Genomic DNA, 18379 nt, shown 5'->3' on the forward strand with positions numbered 1-18379 from the left:
CGTCGGCACAGGCCGCGCGTCCACCGAAGCAGCCCGCCGCGCCCAAGGAAACCGACAAGAAATTCCTGGAAACGCTGGATGCGATGGACGCCGCGCTGGCGCAAGGCTTGCTGCACGCCGCCGCCGACCACGACAAATGGCTGAAGGAACACAAGACCCGCCTGACCCCGGCCCAGACCGACCGCCTGAACCACGTGCGCGCCGAGCTCAAACGCCTGGGCGACTGGGCGCGCTGGGGCGGCAACGTCTCGCGCGAGGAGCTGGTCAAGGCGGTGGAAGAACTGCCCGCACTGGGCCTGGCGATGAGCGAACTAGCGAAGAAGGTCGGCAGCATGCGCGAGCGCTGGAAGTCGCTGGACGCCGTCTCCGGCCATGCGCCGAAAAGCCTGTGGGAACGTTTCGACACCGCCTGCACCACGGCCTATGCACCGGCCGCCGCCCATTTCAAGCAACTGGCCGACGAACGCCACGCCAACGCCGCCAAGGCGCAGGCGCTGGTCGAGGAAACCCGCGCCATGGCCGCCAGCGCGGCGGGCGAGGGCGCGGACCTGAAGAACGTGGCCGCCGCCGGCCAACGCCTGCGTCAGATGTGGGGCCGTCTCGGCACCATCGACCGCAAGGAAAAACGTAAGCTGGATCAAGCTTTCGATAAGGCGCTCGGCCAGATGCTGGCGCCATTAGCCGAACAACGCAAGATCGAAACGGCCAAGCGCGAACAGCTGATCGCCGAAGCGGAGCAGATGCAGCCGGGCGACCGCCACACGCTGGACCACCTGCGCCGCCTGCAGGAGCGCTGGCAGGAGCAGGCCAAGGCGCTGCCGCTGGAGCGCAAGGCCGAACAGGCGCTGTGGCAGCGTTTCCGCGCCGCTTGCGACACCATCTTCAACAAACGCAAGGAAAGCGCCCACGCGGCCGACCACGAACGCAAGGCCCACCTGCACGCGCGCGAAGCGCTGTGCCTGGAACTGGAAACTGCCACCTTCAGCGGCGATGACAAGGCCCAGCTGGCGGCCATCGCCAAGACGCTGCGCGACGCGGCATCAAGCTGGCATGCGTCCGGCGGCGTGCCGCGCGCCGCCGAAGCCCGCATCCTGCAACGCTACAACGCGGCGCTGGCGGCGGTGCAGGGCCAGGCTGACGCGATCAAGCGCCGCGCCGGCGCCGCCCAGGCCAACGCGCTGCGCGACAAGCTGCGCCTGTGCCAGGCGCTGGAAAGCGCGATCGGCACGCCGGCCGACGGCGCCGCCATCGACGGTGCCGACTGGCAGTCCCGCTGGTCGGCGTTGCCGCCGCTGGCCGCCGAATACGAGCGCGCGCTGCACGGCCGCTTCAATGCCGCGCTGGCGGCTTTGGACGGCAAGCGCAGCGCCTACGCCGAGCAGCTGGAGCGCAACCGCGCCAAGCTGCTCGACGAAGTGCTGCGGCTGGAAATCGTGGCCGGCGTCGACAGCGGCGCCGAGTTCGCGCGCGAACGCTTGAAGATGCAGGTCGAAGTGCTGCAATCGTCGCTGAAGTCCGGCCAGAAGCCGCAGAGCGCCGGCAGCGCCTACCTGCAACTGTGTGCGATGCCGGCGCTGGCCGACGCCCGCACCGCCAGCCGCATCGAGCAGCTGTTCCGCCGCATCGGCGCCTCGGAGCGCGCATGAGCCTGGTCCAGGTCCGCGTCCAGGCGGAAGACTTCGATCTGAGCGCGGAACTGGCGCGGCTGCGCGCCGACAATCCCAAGGTCGGCGCCATCGTCAGCTTTGTCGGCACCGTGCGCGACCTGAACGAGGGCGCCAGCGTGGCGGAGATGGAGCTGGAGCACTACGCCGGCATGACCGAGCAATCCATCCTCGCCATCATCGGTCAGGCCAGGGCGCGCTGGCCGGTGTTCGGCGCGCTGGTGATCCACCGGGTGGGGCCGCTCAAGCCGCTGGAGCAGATCGTGCTGGTGGCGGTGACGTCGGCGCACCGCGGCGAGGCCTTCGCGGCCTGCGAATTCATCATCGACTACCTGAAGACCGAGGCGCCGTTCTGGAAGAAGGAGCAGACCCCCGGCGGCGCGCGCTGGGTCGACGCCCGCGTCAGCGACGATGTCGCGCTGAAAAAATGGAGCGTTCAGCCATAATTGATGTAGATCATGGATTTGTTAAATAAATAGGCGTCTCCTTGAAAACTGATCGCATATCCCTATGTATGCGATAAGTTAAATATATTGGAGCAATTCCATGCGGCAAGACAAACTCACCACCAAACTCCAGGAAGCCCTGTCGGACTCGCAGAGTCTGGCCGTAGGCAACGATAACCAGTACATCGAACCGGTCCACCTGCTGACCGCACTGCTGAACCAGAACGACGGCAGCGCGCGTTCCCTGTTGCAGCGCGCCGGCGTCAATGTCGGCGGCCTGACCAAGGCGCTGGGCTCCTCGCTGGAGCGGCTGCCCAAAGTCTCGGGCACCGGCGGCGATGTCCAGGCCAGCCGCGAGCTGGTCTCCGTGCTGAACCTGGCGGACAAGGAAGCGCAGAAGCGCGTCGACCAGTTCATCTCCAGCGAGATGGTGCTGCTGGCGCTGACCGAGGACAAATCCGACGCCGGCCAGTTGGCGCGCGAAAACGGCCTGACCCGCAAGTCGCTGGAAGCGGCCATCGACACCGTGCGCGGCGGCGCCAAGGTGGACAACGCCGAGGCCGAAGGCCAGCGCGAAGCCCTGAAAAAATACACGCTGGACCTGACCGAGCGCGCCCGCTCCGGCAAGCTCGATCCCGTGATCGGCCGCGACGACGAGATCCGCCGCGCCATCCAGGTGCTGCAGCGCCGCACCAAGAACAATCCGGTGCTGATCGGCGAACCCGGCGTCGGCAAGACCGCCATCGTCGAAGGCCTGGCGCAGCGCATCGTCAACAACGAGGTGCCCGATTCGCTCAAGGGCAAGCGCGTGCTGTCGCTGGACATGGCGGCGCTGGTGGCCGGCGCCAAGTATCGCGGCGAGTTCGAGGAGCGCCTGAAATCCGTGCTGAAGGAACTGGCCATGGACGAAGGCCAGACCATCGTCTTCATCGACGAGATGCACACGATGGTCGGCGCCGGCAAGGCCGATGGCGCCATGGATGCGGGCAATATGCTCAAGCCAGCATTGGCGCGCGGCGAGCTGCATTGCGTCGGCGCGACCACGCTGGATGAATACCGCAAATACATCGAGAAGGATGCCGCGCTGGAGCGCCGCTTCCAGAAGATCCTGGTCGACGAGCCGTCGGTGGAAGCCACCATCGCCATCCTGCGCGGCTTGCAGGACAAGTATGAGCTGCACCACAAGGTCGCCATCTCGGACGCCGCCATCATCGCCGCGGCCGAGCTGTCGCACCGCTACATCACCGACCGCTTCCTGCCCGACAAGGCGATCGATTTGATCGACGAAGCGGCGTCCAAGATCAAGATCGAGATCGACTCCAAGCCGGAGGTGATGGACAAGCTGGAACGCCGCCTGATCCAGCTGAAGATCGAGAAGGAAGCCGTCAAGAAGGAGAAGGACGAAGGCTCGCGCCGCCGTCTGGACCTGATCGACGAGGAGATCCTGCGCCTGCAGCGCGAGTTGAACGACTACGAGGAAATCCTCAAGGCCGAGAAGGCGGTGGTGCAGGGCAGCACCCACATCAAGGAAGAGATCGAGCGCATCAAGCTGCAGATGGAGCAGGCCACGCGCGACAGCAACTGGCAGCGCGTGTCGGAACTGCAGTATGGCCGCCTGCCCGAGCTGGAGGCGCAGCTGAAGCAGGCCGAGAGCGCGAACCTGACGGCCGGCGACGCCGCCAAGCCGAAGCTGCTGCGCACCGAAGTCGGCGCCGAGGAAATCGCCGAGGTGGTGTCGCGCGCGACCGGCATCCCGGTGTCGCGCATGATGCAGGGCGAGCGCGACAAGCTGCTGCACATCGAAGAGAAGCTGCACGAACGCGTGGTTGGCCAGGACGAGGCGATCGCCGCCGTGTCCGACGCGATCCGCCGTTCGCGCGCCGGGCTGTCCGATCCGAACCGTCCGTATGGCTCCTTCATGTTCCTGGGGCCGACGGGCGTCGGCAAGACCGAGCTGTCCAAGGCGCTGGCGGGCTTCCTGTTCGACACCGAGGAATCGATGATACGCATCGACATGAGCGAATTCATGGAGAAGCATTCGGTGGCCCGCCTGATCGGCGCGCCGCCCGGCTACGTCGGCTACGACGAGGGCGGCTACCTTACCGAGGCCGTGCGCCGCAAGCCGTACAGCGTGATCCTGCTGGACGAGGTGGAGAAGGCGCATCCGGACGTGTTCAACGTGCTGCTGCAGGCGCTGGACGACGGCCGCATGACGGACGGCCAGGGCCGCACGGTGGACTTCAAGAACACGGTCATCATCATGACGTCCAACCTGGGTTCGCACAAGATCCAGGCGATGGAGGATTCCGATCCCGGCGTGGTCAAGCTGGCGGTGATGGCCGAGGTGCGTTCGCACTTCCGTCCGGAGTTCATCAACCGTATCGATGAAATCGTCGTGTTCCACGGCCTCGATGAGAAGAACATCGGCGCCATCGCCAAGATCCAGCTGGCGATCCTGGAGCAGCGCCTGGCCAAGATGGAGATGACGCTGACGATCACCGAAGGGGCGCTGCACAAGATCGCCGAGGCGGGCTACGATCCGGTGTATGGCGCGCGGCCGTTGAAGCGGGCGATCCAGCAGCAGATCGAGAATCCGCTGTCCAAGCTGATCCTGCAAGGCCATTTCGGTCCGAAGGACATCATCCACGTCGACGCCGATCCTGTCAACGGCGAGCTGACCTTCAGCTAGGCGTCAAGGCGGACGATACGGTTGCGGCCGTCGCGTTTGGCGCGGTACAGCGCGTCGTCCGCCCGTTTCAGCACGTCCTCGAAAGAGCTGTCGCCGGGTAGCAGTTCGCTCAGGCCGCCGCTGATGGTGGCGCCGTCGCCCAGCGTGCCCGACGCGCGCAGGGCCGCCGGCACCTTTTGCCGCAGCCGCTCGGCGATCGGCAGCGCCTGATCGCAGCCGGTGTGCGGCATCAGGATCACGAATTCGTCGCCGCCCAGCCGGGCCGGGAAGTCGGTGGCGCGCAGCTCGCGCCGGCAGACCTCGGCCGTGGCCTGGATCGCCTTGTCGCCGCTCAGGTGGCCGTAGGTGTCGTTGATGTGCTTGAACTTGTCGATGTCGAAGATCAGCACCGCGGCCGGCGTCTGGTAGCGGGCGTACAGCTCGTAGTTGTCGGTGAGCGCCTGCATCAGCTTGCGGCGGTTGGCCAGGCCGCTCAAGGAATCGGTCTCGCTCTGCATGCGCAGCAAGGCTTCCAGCTTTTTGCTGGCGGTGATATTGCTGGCCACCCACAGCACCGCCTCTTCTCCCTGCACCCGGTACTCCAGCGCCTGCACGCGGCCTTCGAACCAGATCGTGTCTTCCGGGCCGTCGGCGTCGAGGCCTTTCACATCCTTGCGGTTCAACTGGTATTCGACGACGTGCAAGCCTGTCTTGGCCAGCGCGATGGCGATCTGCGCGATGAACCAGGCGGCCTTTTCGCCGTTCAGCACGTCCGGGATGCTCTTGCCGACCAGGGCGCTGCCGTCGTGGTAGTAGCGGGCGTCGGTGCCGCCGAACAGGGCGGCGTACTTGCCGCTGCGGGTGAGGATAAACGCCGGGTCCGGTAGCGCGGCGAGCAGGGCGGCAATCTGCGCGTTCGAGAAGAGCGACACGTCGGTCATGCGATACCGTTTTTCGAGTTGTTGAGTTTCCACTAATGTACCGTACTTTCGTCCAAGTCAACGTTAACGGTGTATTAAACGAAAACTTGACCGTTTATCTATTTTTCAGCGAAAAAAGATGTCGGCGTGCTGCCGAAGGTTTTCTTGAACATGGCCGAGAAGGCCGACTGGCTGGCGTAACCGAGCTGCGCCGCCACCTGCGACAGCGGCACGCCGCGCGCGATCAGCGGCGCCGCGTGCGCCAGCCTGGCCTGCTGGCGCCACTGGCTGAAGCGCATGCCCAGCTCGCGCTCGAACAGGCGGGTCAGCGTGCGTTCCGAGGCGCCGACCTGGCCGGCCCAGTCCGCCAGCGTGTACTCGGCGCCGGGATCGGCGACCAGGGCGTCGCACAGGGCCTTCAGACGCTTGTCGTGCGGCAGCGGCACGCGCAGCGGACGGGCGGCGCAGCGCGGCAATTCGTCGAGGATCATTTCGCCCAGCAGGCGTTCGCGGCCGGACTGTTCGTCCTGGTCGTGCTGCTCCAGCGCGGCCAGCAGCTCGCGCAGCAGGCCCGACACTTCCACCACCTTGCAGGCGTCCGGGAAGGGCGAGCGGCTGGCGTGCACGCACAGCGGACGCAGCCGGGTCGGCTCCAGCACGGTGATGGCGTGCTCGACGTCCGGCGCGATCCAGATGGCCCGCTGCGGCGGCACGATCCAGCTGCTGTGGTTGGCCGTCACGCGCATCACGCCCTGCATGGCGTAGGTGAACTGGCCCCACGGGTGGTCGTGCGGCTGCAGCACGGCGTCGGCCGGCAGGTCGCGGCCGGACATGGTCAGCGGCCGGGCGGCGGTGGGGAAGTCGCAGTTCCAGTTGAACTGGGTGTGCGTGACGACCGGTATCGGCATGGCGGGATTTCGATAAATGTTGACCTTCTATCTTAAATCAGACGCGGGCGAAATGCTTACACTAGGCCTTCTTTTTTAAAGCAGGGAGGCGGCATGAACGACACTTCGTTGCTGCGGCAGGACGCCCGGGTCATCGGCCTGGTCGGGCTGGCGCACGGCACTTCGCACTTTTACCACGTGATCCTGGCGGCGCTGATACCGTGGCTGAAGCCGGAATTCCACCTGAGCTATGCCGAGCTGGGCCTGCTGATGACGGTGTTTTTCACCGTCTCCGGCGTGGGGCAGGCGATGGCCGGCTTCGTCGTCGACCGCTACAGCGCGCGCGCCGTGCTGTTCGGCGGCATCGGGCTGCTGGGACTGTCTGCGGTGATGCTGTCGAGCGCACACAGCTATGCGCAACTGATGCTGGGCGCCTTGCTGGCCGGCTGCGGCAACAGCGTGTTCCATCCGGCCGACTACACGCTGCTGAACCAGCGGGTGTCCAAAGGGAGGTTGGCGCACGGCTTCTCGGTGCACGGCATCAGCGGCAATATCGGCTGGGCGATGTCGCCGCTGTTCCTGACCTTTGTGGCCAGCCGCACCGATTGGCGCACGGCGCTGCTGAGCGCGGCCCTGCTGCCGCTGGCGGTGCTGGCGCTGCTGGTCTGGAATCGCCACGCGCTGCGGCCCGGTTCGGCTTCGGCGCCTGCGGCCCCGGCCGGAGCAGGCCAGGGCGGGGCGTTCGGCTTCCTGCGCCTGCAGGTGGTGTGGATGTGCTTTGCCTTCTTCCTGATCTCGGCGGTGGCGCTGGCCGGCATCCAGAGCTTCGCCGCGACCAGCCTGGTGAGCCTGTACGGCATGTCGCTGGCCTGGGCCACCACGGCCTACACCGCCTATATGATCGCCTCGGCGGCCGGCATGGTGTACGGCGGCTTCCTCGCGGCGGGCAGCCGCAATCACGACCGCGTCATCATCCTGGCCTTCGGCACGGCGGCGCTGCTGTCGCTGGTGCTGGCCGCCGCCGTGGCCCCTGCGTGGATGGCGGTCGCGCTGATGGGATTGATCGGCCTGGCGACCGGCATTTCCGGCCCGTCGCGCGACCTGCTGATACGGGGCGCGGCGCCGGCCAACGCCACCGGCCGCGTGTTCGGCGTCGTGTATTCCGGCCTGGACAGCGGATTGGCGCTGGGCCCGCTGCTGTTCGGCGCGCTGATGGACGCCCACCATCCGGCCGGCGTGTTCATCGGCATCGGTGCGTTCCAGGCGCTGGTGATCCTGACCGCGCTCGGCGTCGGCAGCAAGACCCGCTTGGTCGCGGCCGCCAAAACAGCATAGAATCATTGTTTCCTTCACCATATGCACGGAACGACAATGAATTTCGCCACCACCGATTTATGCGACGACAACGCCAATCTGCTGGAGGACGGCCGCCTGGCCGTGCTGCCGCCGGTGTTCCGCCACTTTGGCAAGCAGGTGCGGTTTTCGGGCCGCGTGACCACGCTCAAGGTGCATGAGGACAACGCCCTGGTGCGCTCGGTGCTGGAAACCCAGGGCGGCGGCAATGTGCTGGTGATCGACGGCGGCGGCAGCCTGCGCCGCGCGCTGGTCGGCGGCCAGCTGGGCTTGCTGGCCCAGGACAATGGCTGGGCCGGCATCATCGTCGACGGCTGCATCCGCGACACCGACGAGATCAACTCCTGCGAAATCGGCGTGCGCGCGCTGGGCGCCCATCCGCAGAAGAGCAGCAAGAAGGGTGCGGGCGAGCGCAATGTGCGGGTGCACATCCAGGGCGTGCCGGTGCAGCCGGGCGACTGGATCTATGCCGACGCCGACGGCATCCTGGTGGCTCAGCAAATGCTAGTTTCATAATGTTTTCTTTAATGAAAGATTTGTGGTATTTTTGCAATTAATATTGACACTGTTGAGGCTGCATGTAAAAATTACAATGCATCAATTTTTGGTGCATAAGTGCAGGTTCATCAGGAGTCTTCCATGAAGAAACTTACTTTTGCAGTGTTATGCGCACTGGGGCTGTCCGCCCAGGCCGCACCGGTGACGTCGATCCCGGGCGGCACGGTTTTGCCTATGCCGGTATTACAGTATTTTGGCGCCGGTCCACAAGTTTTGGCGCCAGGCGTGATCTGGAGCAGCGCCAACAACAACTCGGTCTACGGCTACGACGCCGGCTACGGCTTTGCCAACAACGGCTTCTGGGCTGGCATGCCGATGGCCGGCACGAACGACAGCTCCAGCACGATGATGCTGGCGTTCTCGCAAGCCGTCAGCGGCGTTGGCGCTTTCCTCAATTACGCCGCACCGCGCGATTACGGTACGGCGACGATTGCGGCCTATGACTCGACATTTACGCTGATCGAGTCGACTACCTTGACCTTCCTGACCAATGGCGGCAACAACCAGGGCGAGTTCCATGGCTTCATGGAAAACACGCCGTCGATCAGCTACTTCACGATGACCGGCGCCTACATCGGTGCGACCGAGTTCACCGTGCTGGCCGTGCCTGAGCCGGCAACCTACGGCATGCTGCTGGCAGGCCTGGGCCTGGTGGGGATGGCTGCCCGCCGCCGCAAAACCTGATACCCATCGCACGACTGCGCCGACACCCCGCAAGCCGCAAGGCTTGCGGGGTGTTTGCTTTTCATCAGGCGCGGCGTTCATTTCACATTGCGGGAAGTGCTGGCGGCGCGTTGCGGAGTTCTCTTTCGTTTTGAGAAATATTGTTCCGCATCATGAAAAATGATAATTATCCCATTGATTTTTATGGATAAATATCTGCTTATATGTCTTATATAAGACTGTTTTCGCGGGCGAAAAAAAGTCTACTATTTGTATAACGGATTTCGTTTTAAATAGGAGAACGCCATGACAACTCGCGAACAGCAAATCGCCGCCCTGCAACAAGACTGGGACACCAACCCGCGCTGGCAGGGCGTCACCCGCAGCTACAGCGCCGAAGACGTGGTGCGCCTGCGCGGTTCCCTGCAGATCGAGCATACGCTGGCCAGGCGCGGCGCGGACAAGTTGTGGAACTTGCTCAACGACGAGCCCTTCGTCAACGCGCTGGGTGCGCTGACCGGCAACCAGGCCATGCAGCAGGTCAAGGCCGGCCTGAAAGCGATCTACCTGTCGGGCTGGCAAGTCGCCGGCGACGCCAACCTGGCGGGGGAAATGTATCCCGACCAGTCGCTGTATCCGGCCAACTCGGTGCCCATGGTGGTCCAGCGCATCAACAACACCTTCCAGCGCGCCGACCAGATCCAGTGGTCGGAAGGCAAGGATGAGATCGACTTCTTCGCGCCCATCGTGGCCGACGCCGAGGCCGGTTTCGGCGGCGTGCTCAACGCCTACGAGCTGATGAAGTCGATGATCGCCGCCGGCGCCGCCGGCGTGCATTTCGAAGACCAGCTGGCATCGGTCAAGAAGTGCGGCCACATGGGCGGCAAGGTGCTGGTGCCGACGCGCGAGGCGGTGGAAAAGCTGACCGCGGCCCGCCTGGCGGCCGATGTCATGGGCGTCTCGACGCTGGTGATCGCCCGCACCGACGCCGAGGCGGCAGACCTGCTGACCTCGGACGTGGACGGCAACGACAGTCCGTTCTGCACCGGCGAGCGCACCGTCGAGGGCTTCTACAAGGTCAGGCCGGGCCTGGAGCAGGCGATAGCGCGCGCGCTGGCCTACGCGCCGTACGCCGACCTGGTCTGGTGCGAGACCGGCAAGCCGGACCTGGCCTTCGCCAAGCGGTTCGCCGATGCCGTGCACGCCAGGTTCCCCGGCAAGATGTTGGCGTACAACTGTTCGCCCTCGTTCAACTGGAAGAAAAACCTGGACGACGCCACCATCGCCCGCTTCCAGAAGGAGCTGGGCGCCATGGGCTACAAGTTCCAGTTCATCACGCTGGCCGGTTTCCACGCGCTCAACTACGGCATGTTCAACCTGGCGCACGGCTATGCGCGCCGCCAGATGTCGGCCTTCGTCGAGCTGCAGGAGGCGGAATTCGCCGCCGCCGAGAAGGGCTTCACGGCGGTCAAACACCAGCGCGAGGTGGGCACCGGCTACTTCGACGCCGTCACCCAGTGCATCCAGAACGGCCAGTCGTCGACCACCGCCTTGCACGGTTCGACCGAGGACGAGCAATTCTTCGACAGGAAGGTGGCCTGATGCCGCGCACGCGGCGGTGATGCCTACGCGTGCGCGGCGCTTGCTTCAGGGCTGCTTGCCCAGGTGCTGATGCAGGTGCTGCTTCAGGCGCCGCTGGAAGTCATCCACGTCGTGGATGGTGGCCAGGTCGTCGTCGACCTCCAGCATATGGGTCTTGTGGCCCGGCGCGAACGACACGTTCACTTCCATCTGGCCTTGTTTCGCCGACAGGGAATGGCCCTGCACGGCGCCCAGGATGTTGTTCTGGTCGTCGGTTACGATGGTCATCTTCATGACATGCCTCCACCTTGCAGGTTGTGGAAGGCGCCGCCTATGCCCTGGTTGTGGATCTGGACGAAATAGGTGGCGTCGCCATTGTTTTCCTTGCGCTTGCTTTGCTGGTCGGCCATGTGGACCGCGCCCTGGTTGGGCGCCTTGACGTCGGCCGAGGCGAACTGCGTGCCATGGTCGCTGGGATAGCTGTAGCTCCAGAACGCCGTCTGCCCCGGCGCCAGGAAGGTCAGCGGACCTACGTTGTTGAATGCCATAATGTCCTCCATGAAAGGTCGCCGCGCCTGCGGATGCAGAACGGCCGTTCCATGTTAGTCACCATGGCGGTGCACGCTTTGATGCAAACGATATGGGCGCATTTTTGGCTGGCGGCGCTTTCTAGTGGATAATGCGGGATTGTTCTGCAACGCCACTATTTAGGAAGTACCAAGCTTATGTTGAGTTACCGCCACGCCTTTCATGCGGGTAATCACGCCGATGTGTTGAAGCATTTCGTGACCATCCAGTTGATGCAGTATCTGAATCAGAAAGATACCGCCTACAGCTACATCGACACCCACTCCGGCGCCGGCGTGTACGCGCTCGACGGCTCCTTCGCCTCCAAGAACGCCGAATACGACACCGGCATCGGCCCGCTGTGGGAGCGCACCGACATGCCCGCGCCGCTCAAGGAATACGTCGACCTGATCCGCGCCATGAACCCGAGCGGCAAGATGCGCTACTACCCCGGCTCGCCCTACATCGCCGACCAGGTCGCGCGCGAGCACGACCGCCTGCGCCTGTTCGAACTGCATCCGGCCGATTCCAAGCTGCTGGCCGATAACTTCCGCAAGCTCGACGAGCACGCCGCGCAGCAGGGCATCCGCCCGACCACGCGCGGCAAGCGCGTGCTGGTGACGCGCGGCGACGGCTTCCAGGCGCTGAAGGCGCTGCTGCCGCCGCCGTCGCGCCGCGCGCTGGTGCTGATCGATCCGCCGTACGAAGACAAGCAGGACTACAAAAAGGTCAAGGACACGCTGGCCGAGGCGCTGGTGCGCTTCCCGACCGGCACCTATGCGGTCTGGTATCCGCTGCTGCAGCGCATGGAATCGCGCCAGTTCGCCGACAAGCTCAAGCAGCTGCAATGCAGCGACTGGCTCAACGTCGTGCTGACCACCAATACGCCGATGCCGGACGGTTTCGGCCTGCACAGCAGCGGCATGTTCATCCTGAACCCGCCGTACACGCTGGAGCCGATGTTGAAGGAAGTGATGCCCTACCTGGTCAAGGTGCTGGGCAAGGATGCCGGCGCCCGATTCACGCTGGAAAGCGGCAAGCCGACGGGTACGCGCAACACTGCGGTGCGCCGGCCGGTCAGTCGCTAGAAAAATGTTGTCAGGACGGTATAGCAGGGTATAGTCTGCTAGTTAGCGGGTTGCCGCTTGAGACGGCAACCCGAATTAAGCAGATTGCAGATGGGGAGCTTCCCATGATGATGACGTCGTCAACGGTGCCGTCCAAGCTTGCTGACAACTTCTTTCTCGCGCGCCAGCCCATCCTCAACCGGGGACAGCGGCTGGTGGCATATGAGCTGCTGTTCCGCGACGCCCGCTTGCGCAACGAAGCCAGCATCACCGACGACGCCGAGGCCACCGCCACCGTGATCGCCCACGCCTCCGAGCTGGGCATGGAGCACGTGGTGGGCGACCAGATGGCCTTCGTCAACGTCGACGCCATCGGCCTGATGAGCGATTTCATCCGCTTCCTGCCGAACGACAAAGTCATCCTCGAAATCCTCGAAACCGTCAAAGCCACGCCGGAAGTGCTGGACCGCATACGCGAGCTCAAGCAGGCCGGCTTCAAGTTCGCGCTGGACGATGTGATCGGCCAGTCCGAGGACGTGCAGAAATTCCAGCCGCTGTGCGACGTCATCAAGGTCGACATCAAGGAAATGCAGCCCGGCACCTTGCCGGCGCTGGCGCGCGTGCTGAAGAACCCCAAGCAGAAGCTGCTGGCCGAGAAGGTCGAGACGATGGAGGAGTTCCAGCAATGCATGGAGCTGGGCTTCGAATACTTCCAGGGCTATTATTTCGCGCGGCCCGTCATCCTCAGCGGCAAGAAGATCTCGCCGTCGCAGCGCAGCGTGCTGCATTTGCTGGACCTGCTCAACACCGACGCCAGCAGCCATGAGATCGAACGCAGCGTCAAGCACGACGCGCTGATCACGCTGAACCTGCTGCGGCTGGTGAACACGCCGGCGGTCGGCGCGCGCTACCGCATCAACTCGGTCGGCCATGCGCTGATGGTGCTGGGGCGGCGCCAGCTCAGGCGCTGGCTGCAGATCCTGCTGTACGTGAAGGGCGGCGGCACGCAGGAGTTCACCTCGCCGCTGCTGCAGCTGGCCACCACGCGCGGCAAGACCATGGAATTGATGGTCGAACATTTGCGGCCGGGGCAGCGCGTCAGCGCCGACATCGGTTTCACGGTGGGCGTGATGTCGCTGATGGATACGCTGTTCTCGATCCACATGCGCGACGTGCTGGAAAGCGTCAACGTGCTGGACGAGGTGCGCGCCGCGCTGCTGCACCGCAGCGGCGACTACGGCAGCATGCTGAGCCTGATCGAGCACATCGAGCGCAACCGCGACGGCAAGCTGCTGGCGCAGATGCTGCACCAGCTGGAGCTGACGCCGGCCGAGCTGTACGCGATCCAGCTGGCCGCGATCGAGTGGGTGACGGACTACACCCGCGGCGTCTGACCCCGGATTACTGGCCCAGCAGCAGGAACACGGTGGGCTTCTTGTGGAAGTCCGGCGCCTTGGCGCTCTTCCATTGCGACGCGCTCATGGTGCGGATGGTTTCCGATGGCAGGCTGAGGTCGGTCGCCACGCAGAGCAGCGTGCCCGGCGCGCACGCCGCCGTCAACGCTTCCAGCATGGCGGCGTTGCGGTAGGGCGTTTCAATGAACAGCTGCGTTTGCTTTTCCTTGCGCGAGCGCTGTTCCAATTCCTTGATGCGGGTGGCGCGCTGCGCGGCGTCGGTCGGCAGATAGCCGTTGAAGGCGAAGCTCTGTCCGTTCAAGCCGCTCGCCATGACCGCCAGCAGCAGCGACGACGGTCCAACCAGCGGCCGCACCGGGATGTTGTGCTGATGCGCCAGCCGCACCAGGTCGGCGCCCGGGTCGGCCACCGCAGGCACGCCGGCTTCCGACACCAGTCCGCCATCCTGCCCGGCCAGCAGCGGCGCCAGCAGGCCCGCCAGCGCGGCGGCCGGGGTGTTGACGTTGAGTTCGGAGATGGCGATTTCCTGCAGCGGCTTGGCCAGCGGATGGTTGGCGTTGACCAGCTTGAGGAAGGCGCGCGCGGTCTTGGCGTTCTCGGCGACAAAGTAATCGAGTTGCGAAGTGATGCGCTGCACCTGTTCGGGCAGTACGGAGGAGAGCGCTTCAGTCTCGCCCAGGGTGTTCGGTATTAAGAAGAGGGTGCCGGTCATAAAAACAGTCAGGTAGTAAAGAAGGAAACGCCGATGTTGCGCAGCATGCCTGTCAGCGCGATCAAAGGCAAGCCGGTGAGGGCGGTCGGGTCGCTGCTGTCGATGCGTTCCAGGATGGCGATGCCGAGCGCCTCGTTCTTGGCGCTGCCGGCGCAGTCGTAGGGCTGCTCGATGCGCAGGTAGGCGTCCAGCTCGGCGTCCGGCAGGTCGCGGAACTTGACCACGGTCCGGATGTCTTCCACCTGTGCCGTGCCGTCGCGGCCATCCCACACGCACAGCGCGGTGTGGAAGATCACTTCGCGGCCGCGCATCTTCTGCAGCTGGGCCAGCGCGTTGGCATGGTTGCCCGGCTTGCCGATCTGCTCATCGTCCAGCGTGGCGACCTGGTCGGAGCCGATGACGATGCAGCCCGGCAGCTTGGCGGCCACGGCGGCGGCTTTTTCGCGCGCCAGGCGCAGCGCGGTGGCGCTGGGCGTCTCACCGGGCAGCGGGCTTTCGTCGATATCGGGCACCGCCACGTCGAACGGCAGTTGCAGCCGTGATAAGAGTTCGCGGCGATACGCGGAACTGGAGGCGAGTACGAGTAAACTTGATGTCATGAGGGGAATGTTATATGCTCTGTCGCCGGACGTGCCAGCGGCAAAAAAGAACGAAAAATACGCTAAGGCTTTGACTTGACGATGAAAACCCTGTTATTATCGCAGGTTTTCCGGGGAAATTTTCTGTAATGAATGCTATTGTGATCGACGCCTTTGAATTTTGTCGGAGCAACGGCAGCCAGCAAGGCGTGACGCCTGTTGCCGAAATGACCCGTTTGACCAAGGATTGTGCCGATACGTCGGGTACGATCGCCTGGAAAGCAGTAGGGGGCACCAGCAAGATGGGCTTCCCGCAGATGACGCTGTCGGTTTCCGGCACCGTGCAACTGGTCTGCCAGCGCTGCCTGACGCCTTACGCGCACACCATCGACGCACAAACCGTGCTGATGCTGGGCAAGGACGACGAGCAAGCGGACGAGATCGAAGAAATGATCAACGACGAGACGATCGATGTGATCGTCGGCAGCCGCAGCATGGAGCTGATGGACTTGGTGGAAGACGAAGCGCTGCTGGCCCTGCCGCATACGCCGAAACATGATGTCTGCCCCGACTCCGCTCTGCTGGACAAGGCAAAAAGCGCGAAGTTGTCGCCGTTCGACGCCCTCAAGGGCCTCAAATCCGAATAAAGCAGTACCGAATAAGTAGTGTTGTAAAGAACGTGTCAAACGCGTGTAGTAAATCGAGTATGGCAAGTCAGCAGTGAAATGTAGTAAATCTCAGTTTAACTATGCCGGTTCAGTTTTGCCGGCAGGATACTCGATTCGCATGTATTTGCTGGTCGAATGTGTTAAAATTTTAGAACTTATGTATTAGGAGTCATTAACATGGCAGTTCAACAGAACAAGAAGTCCCCTTCGAAGCGCGGTATGCACCGTTCGCACGATTTCCTGGTTGCTCCACAACTGGGTATCGAGCCAACCACCGGTGAAACCCACCTGCGTCACCACATCAGCCCTAACGGCTTCTACCGTGGTCGTAAAGTCCTGAAAACCAAAAACGACGAGTAATCGACGCTTTTGCTGGACCCGGAAATAGGCGGTGCTACGTGGATAACTCGCGGAGCATCGCTTTTTCTTTATCATCGGCTGCAATCCTCTTTTGCACACCGTCATTTTGAAACGCGTAGACCTGGATGTGGTTGGTCCGCAGCTTGCCGCAGCTTGCCCCGCATGGGCTGGAGCGTGGTACTGAATCAAAACAAATGACAATCAAAATTTCTATCGACTGCATGGGTGGCGATCACGGCCCGTCGGTCACTATCCCCGCAGCAGTTTCCTTCCTCAAACGTGAGCCTGACGCTGAACTGATCCTGGTCGGTTTGGAGGACGTCATCCGTGCGGAACTGAAAAAGCAGCACGCCGAGGCGCATCCGCGCATCACCGTGCAACACGCCTCCGAACAAGTCACCATGGACGATCCGCTCGAAGTGGCCCTGCGCCGCAAGAAGGATTCGTCGATGCGCGTCGCCATCGAGCAAGTCAAGGACGGCAAGGCCCAGGCCTGCGTCTCGGCCGGCAATACCGGCGCGCTGATGGCGGTGTCGCGCTACGTGCTCAAGACCATGACCGGCGTCGACCGTCCGGCCATCTGCGGCATCATGCCGAACCAGAAGAATGGTCCGACCTATATGCTGGACCTGGGCGCCAACGTCGATTGCGAACCGCATCACCTGCACCAGTTCGCCATCATGGGTTCGGTGCTGGTCTCGGCCATGGAAAAAATCGCCCGCCCCACCATCGGCCTGCTGAACGTCGGCACCGAGGACATCAAGGGCAATGAAGTGGTCAAGGCCACCAGCAAGCTGCTGCAGGCCGACCACGAGCGCGGCGCGCTCAACTTCCACGGCAACGTCGAAGGCAACGACATCTTCAAGGGCACCACCGATATCGTGGTGTGCGATGGCTTTGTCGGCAATGTGACCTTGAAGGCGGTGGAGGGCGTCGCACGATTCTTTGGCGACACCCTGCGCACGGAATTCAAGCGTAACCTGTTGACCATGCTGGGCGCTTTGCTCGGCGGTGGTGCGCTGAAGGCGGTCAAGGACCGCTTCCAGCCATCGCGCCACAATGGCGCCAGTCTGCTGGGCCTGCGCGGCCTGGTGTTCAAGAGCCATGGCGGCGCCGATGCCTATTCTTTTGAGTGGGCGATCCGGCGCGCGTATGATGCTGCAAAAAATGATGTGTTGGGGCATATCTCGGAAATGATCGCCGAGCTCATGCCGCGCAACACGGATACCCCGGAAGTACCAAGCTCAACTATTTAGTGGACGGTAGAACGGCATGACTTTGTACAGCAAAATTATAGGCACCGGCAGCTACCTGCCGGAAAAGCGTGTGACCAACCAGGACCTGGCTGATCAACTCGCCGCCAAGGGCATAGAGACCTCGGACGAATGGATCGTCAGCCGCAGCGGTATTTCGGCGCGCCACTTCGCCGAGCCTGAACAGAAATCGTCCGACCTGGCGGTCAACGCCGCCAAGAAGGCGCTGGAAATGGCCGGTCTGGAACCGAACGACATCGACCTGATCGTGCTGGCCAGCTCGACGCCGGACTTCTTCGGCAGCTTCCCCAGCACCGCCTGCATCGTCCAGAAAAAACTGGGCATGACCAACAACAGCGCGGCGGTCGACGTGCAAGCCGTGTGCAGCGGCTTCGTCTACGCCGTGTCCACCGCCGACGCCTTCATCCGCGCCGGCGTGCACAAGAACGTGCTGGTGATCGGCGCCGAAGTGTTTTCGCGCATCCTCAATTTCGACGACCGCACCACCTGCGTGCTGTTCGGCGACGGCGCCGGCGCCATCGTGCTGAGCGCCTCGGAAGAGCCGGGCATCCTGGCGACCAAGCTGCACGCGGACGGCCGTCATTCGGACATCCTCAGCGTGCCGGGTTCGGTCGATGGCGGCGCGGTTGCCGGCAGCGCCTTCCTGTACATGGATGGTCCGGCCGTGTTCAAGCTGGCCGTATCGGTGCTGGAGAAGGTCGCGCACGAAGCGCTGGACAAGGCCAATATGACGGCCGACCAGATCGACTGGCTGATACCGCACCAGGCCAACATCCGCATCATGAACAGCACCGCCAAGAAGCTGGGCCTGCCTGCCTGGAAGATGGTCGTCACCGTTGACCAGCACGGCAACACCTCGGCCGCCTCGATCCCGCTGGCGCTGGACGTCGCCGTGCGCGACGGCCGCATCAAGAAGGGACAGCACATCATGATGGAAGGCGTAGGCGGCGGCTTCACCTGGGGCGCGGTGTTGGCGCGTTTTTAAGGGCCTGAATTAG

General features: G+C 63.6%; 19 protein-coding genes. 13 read left to right on the top strand and 6 right to left on the bottom strand.

What is annotated here, in order from left to right; translation table 11 throughout:
* From DUGA2_RS30280 to clpB, 3 genes are all read left to right on the top strand, one after another.
* Positions 1–1646, top strand: a 1646-nt coding sequence (locus DUGA2_RS30280) for a DUF349 domain-containing protein (protein ID WP_070273046.1), incomplete at its 5' end; no start/stop codon positions are given.
* Positions 1643–2110: a molybdenum cofactor biosynthesis protein MoaE gene (locus tag DUGA2_RS30285; protein ID WP_070273047.1), complete on the top strand. Its 468-nt coding sequence runs from the start codon at positions 1643–1645 to the stop codon at positions 2108–2110. The genes DUGA2_RS30280 and DUGA2_RS30285, both read left to right, overlap by 4 nt.
* Before the next feature lie 100 nt (positions 2111–2210).
* Entirely contained in the window at positions 2211–4799 is a 2589-nt protein-coding gene (gene clpB / locus DUGA2_RS30290; protein WP_070273048.1) for an ATP-dependent chaperone ClpB, read from the top strand.
* On the opposite strand, the gene DUGA2_RS30295 is transcribed toward clpB, so the two are convergent.
* On the bottom strand, positions 4796–5719 hold the full coding sequence (locus DUGA2_RS30295; protein WP_070273049.1) for a GGDEF domain-containing protein: 924 nt from the start codon (positions 5717–5719) through the stop codon (positions 4796–4798). The two genes, clpB and DUGA2_RS30295, sit on opposite strands and share 4 nt — an antisense overlap.
* Before the next feature lie 98 nt (positions 5720–5817).
* Positions 5818–6606: a helix-turn-helix transcriptional regulator gene (locus tag DUGA2_RS30300; RefSeq protein ID WP_070273050.1), complete on the bottom strand. Its 789-nt coding sequence runs from the start codon at positions 6604–6606 to the stop codon at positions 5818–5820.
* 93 nt (positions 6607–6699) lie between these two features.
* Between DUGA2_RS30300 and DUGA2_RS30305 the strand changes: the two genes are divergently transcribed.
* From DUGA2_RS30305 to aceA, 4 genes are all read left to right on the top strand, one after another.
* The gene (locus DUGA2_RS30305; protein WP_070273051.1) at positions 6700–7920 is read left to right on the top strand and encodes an MFS transporter; all 1221 of its coding nucleotides are present in this window, start codon (positions 6700–6702) and stop codon (positions 7918–7920) included.
* Between the two features lie 36 nt (positions 7921–7956).
* Positions 7957–8454 (top strand): ribonuclease E activity regulator RraA, encoded by a 498-nt coding sequence (rraA, locus tag DUGA2_RS30310; RefSeq protein ID WP_070273052.1) that lies wholly within the window; start codon positions 7957–7959, stop codon positions 8452–8454.
* A gap of 123 nt (positions 8455–8577) precedes the next feature.
* Positions 8578–9180: a PEP-CTERM sorting domain-containing protein gene (locus DUGA2_RS30315; protein ID WP_070273053.1), complete on the top strand. Its 603-nt coding sequence runs from the start codon at positions 8578–8580 to the stop codon at positions 9178–9180.
* A gap of 285 nt (positions 9181–9465) precedes the next feature.
* Positions 9466–10761, top strand: a complete 1296-nt coding sequence (gene aceA / locus DUGA2_RS30320) for an isocitrate lyase (RefSeq protein WP_070273054.1) — start codon at positions 9466–9468, stop codon at positions 10759–10761.
* 45 nt (positions 10762–10806) lie between these two features.
* On the opposite strand, the gene DUGA2_RS30325 is transcribed toward aceA, so the two are convergent.
* Positions 10807–11034, bottom strand: coding sequence for a hypothetical protein (locus DUGA2_RS30325; protein ID WP_008449942.1), 228 nt, complete (start codon positions 11032–11034; stop codon positions 10807–10809).
* Positions 11031–11288, bottom strand: a complete 258-nt coding sequence (locus tag DUGA2_RS30330) for a hypothetical protein (protein ID WP_008449939.1) — start codon at positions 11286–11288, stop codon at positions 11031–11033. Before DUGA2_RS30330 ends, DUGA2_RS30325 begins: the two co-directional genes overlap by 4 nt.
* A gap of 177 nt (positions 11289–11465) precedes the next feature.
* Between DUGA2_RS30330 and DUGA2_RS30335 the strand changes: the two genes are divergently transcribed.
* Positions 11466–12395: a 23S rRNA (adenine(2030)-N(6))-methyltransferase RlmJ gene (locus tag DUGA2_RS30335; protein ID WP_070273055.1), complete on the top strand. Its 930-nt coding sequence runs from the start codon at positions 11466–11468 to the stop codon at positions 12393–12395.
* A gap of 104 nt (positions 12396–12499) precedes the next feature.
* Positions 12500–13768, top strand: coding sequence for an EAL and HDOD domain-containing protein (locus tag DUGA2_RS30340; protein WP_070273056.1), 1269 nt, complete (start codon positions 12500–12502; stop codon positions 13766–13768).
* 7 nt (positions 13769–13775) lie between these two features.
* Here the strand turns inward: DUGA2_RS30340 and DUGA2_RS30345 are convergent, their stop codons facing one another.
* Both DUGA2_RS30345 and DUGA2_RS30350 read right to left on the bottom strand, forming a co-directional pair.
* Positions 13776–14501, bottom strand: coding sequence for an SAM-dependent methyltransferase (locus DUGA2_RS30345; protein ID WP_070273057.1), 726 nt, complete (start codon positions 14499–14501; stop codon positions 13776–13778).
* Between the two features lie 8 nt (positions 14502–14509).
* Complete coding sequence (locus DUGA2_RS30350; RefSeq protein ID WP_070273058.1) at positions 14510–15100, bottom strand: Maf-like protein; 591 nt, start codon at positions 15098–15100, stop codon at positions 14510–14512.
* 128 nt (positions 15101–15228) lie between these two features.
* Between DUGA2_RS30350 and DUGA2_RS30355 the strand changes: the two genes are divergently transcribed.
* The 4 genes from DUGA2_RS30355 (at position 15229) to DUGA2_RS30365 (ending at position 18366) form a co-directional block, all read left to right on the top strand.
* Positions 15229–15726, top strand: coding sequence for a DUF177 domain-containing protein (locus DUGA2_RS30355; protein ID WP_070273059.1), 498 nt, complete (start codon positions 15229–15231; stop codon positions 15724–15726).
* Between the two features lie 198 nt (positions 15727–15924).
* Positions 15925–16107, top strand: coding sequence for a 50S ribosomal protein L32 (gene rpmF / locus DUGA2_RS33020; protein ID WP_008449924.1), 183 nt, complete (start codon positions 15925–15927; stop codon positions 16105–16107).
* A gap of 194 nt (positions 16108–16301) precedes the next feature.
* Positions 16302–17363: a phosphate acyltransferase PlsX gene (plsX, locus tag DUGA2_RS30360; RefSeq protein ID WP_070273060.1), complete on the top strand. Its 1062-nt coding sequence runs from the start codon at positions 16302–16304 to the stop codon at positions 17361–17363.
* A 16-nt stretch (positions 17364–17379) separates the two neighbouring features.
* Entirely contained in the window at positions 17380–18366 is a 987-nt protein-coding gene (locus DUGA2_RS30365; RefSeq protein WP_070273061.1) for a beta-ketoacyl-ACP synthase III, read from the top strand.
* The last annotated feature ends 13 nt before the right edge of the window (positions 18367–18379 follow it).

This window comes from Duganella sp. HH101 (genome assembly GCF_001758795.1).
Classification (GTDB): Bacteria; Pseudomonadota; Gammaproteobacteria; order Burkholderiales; family Burkholderiaceae_D; genus Rugamonas; species Rugamonas rivuli.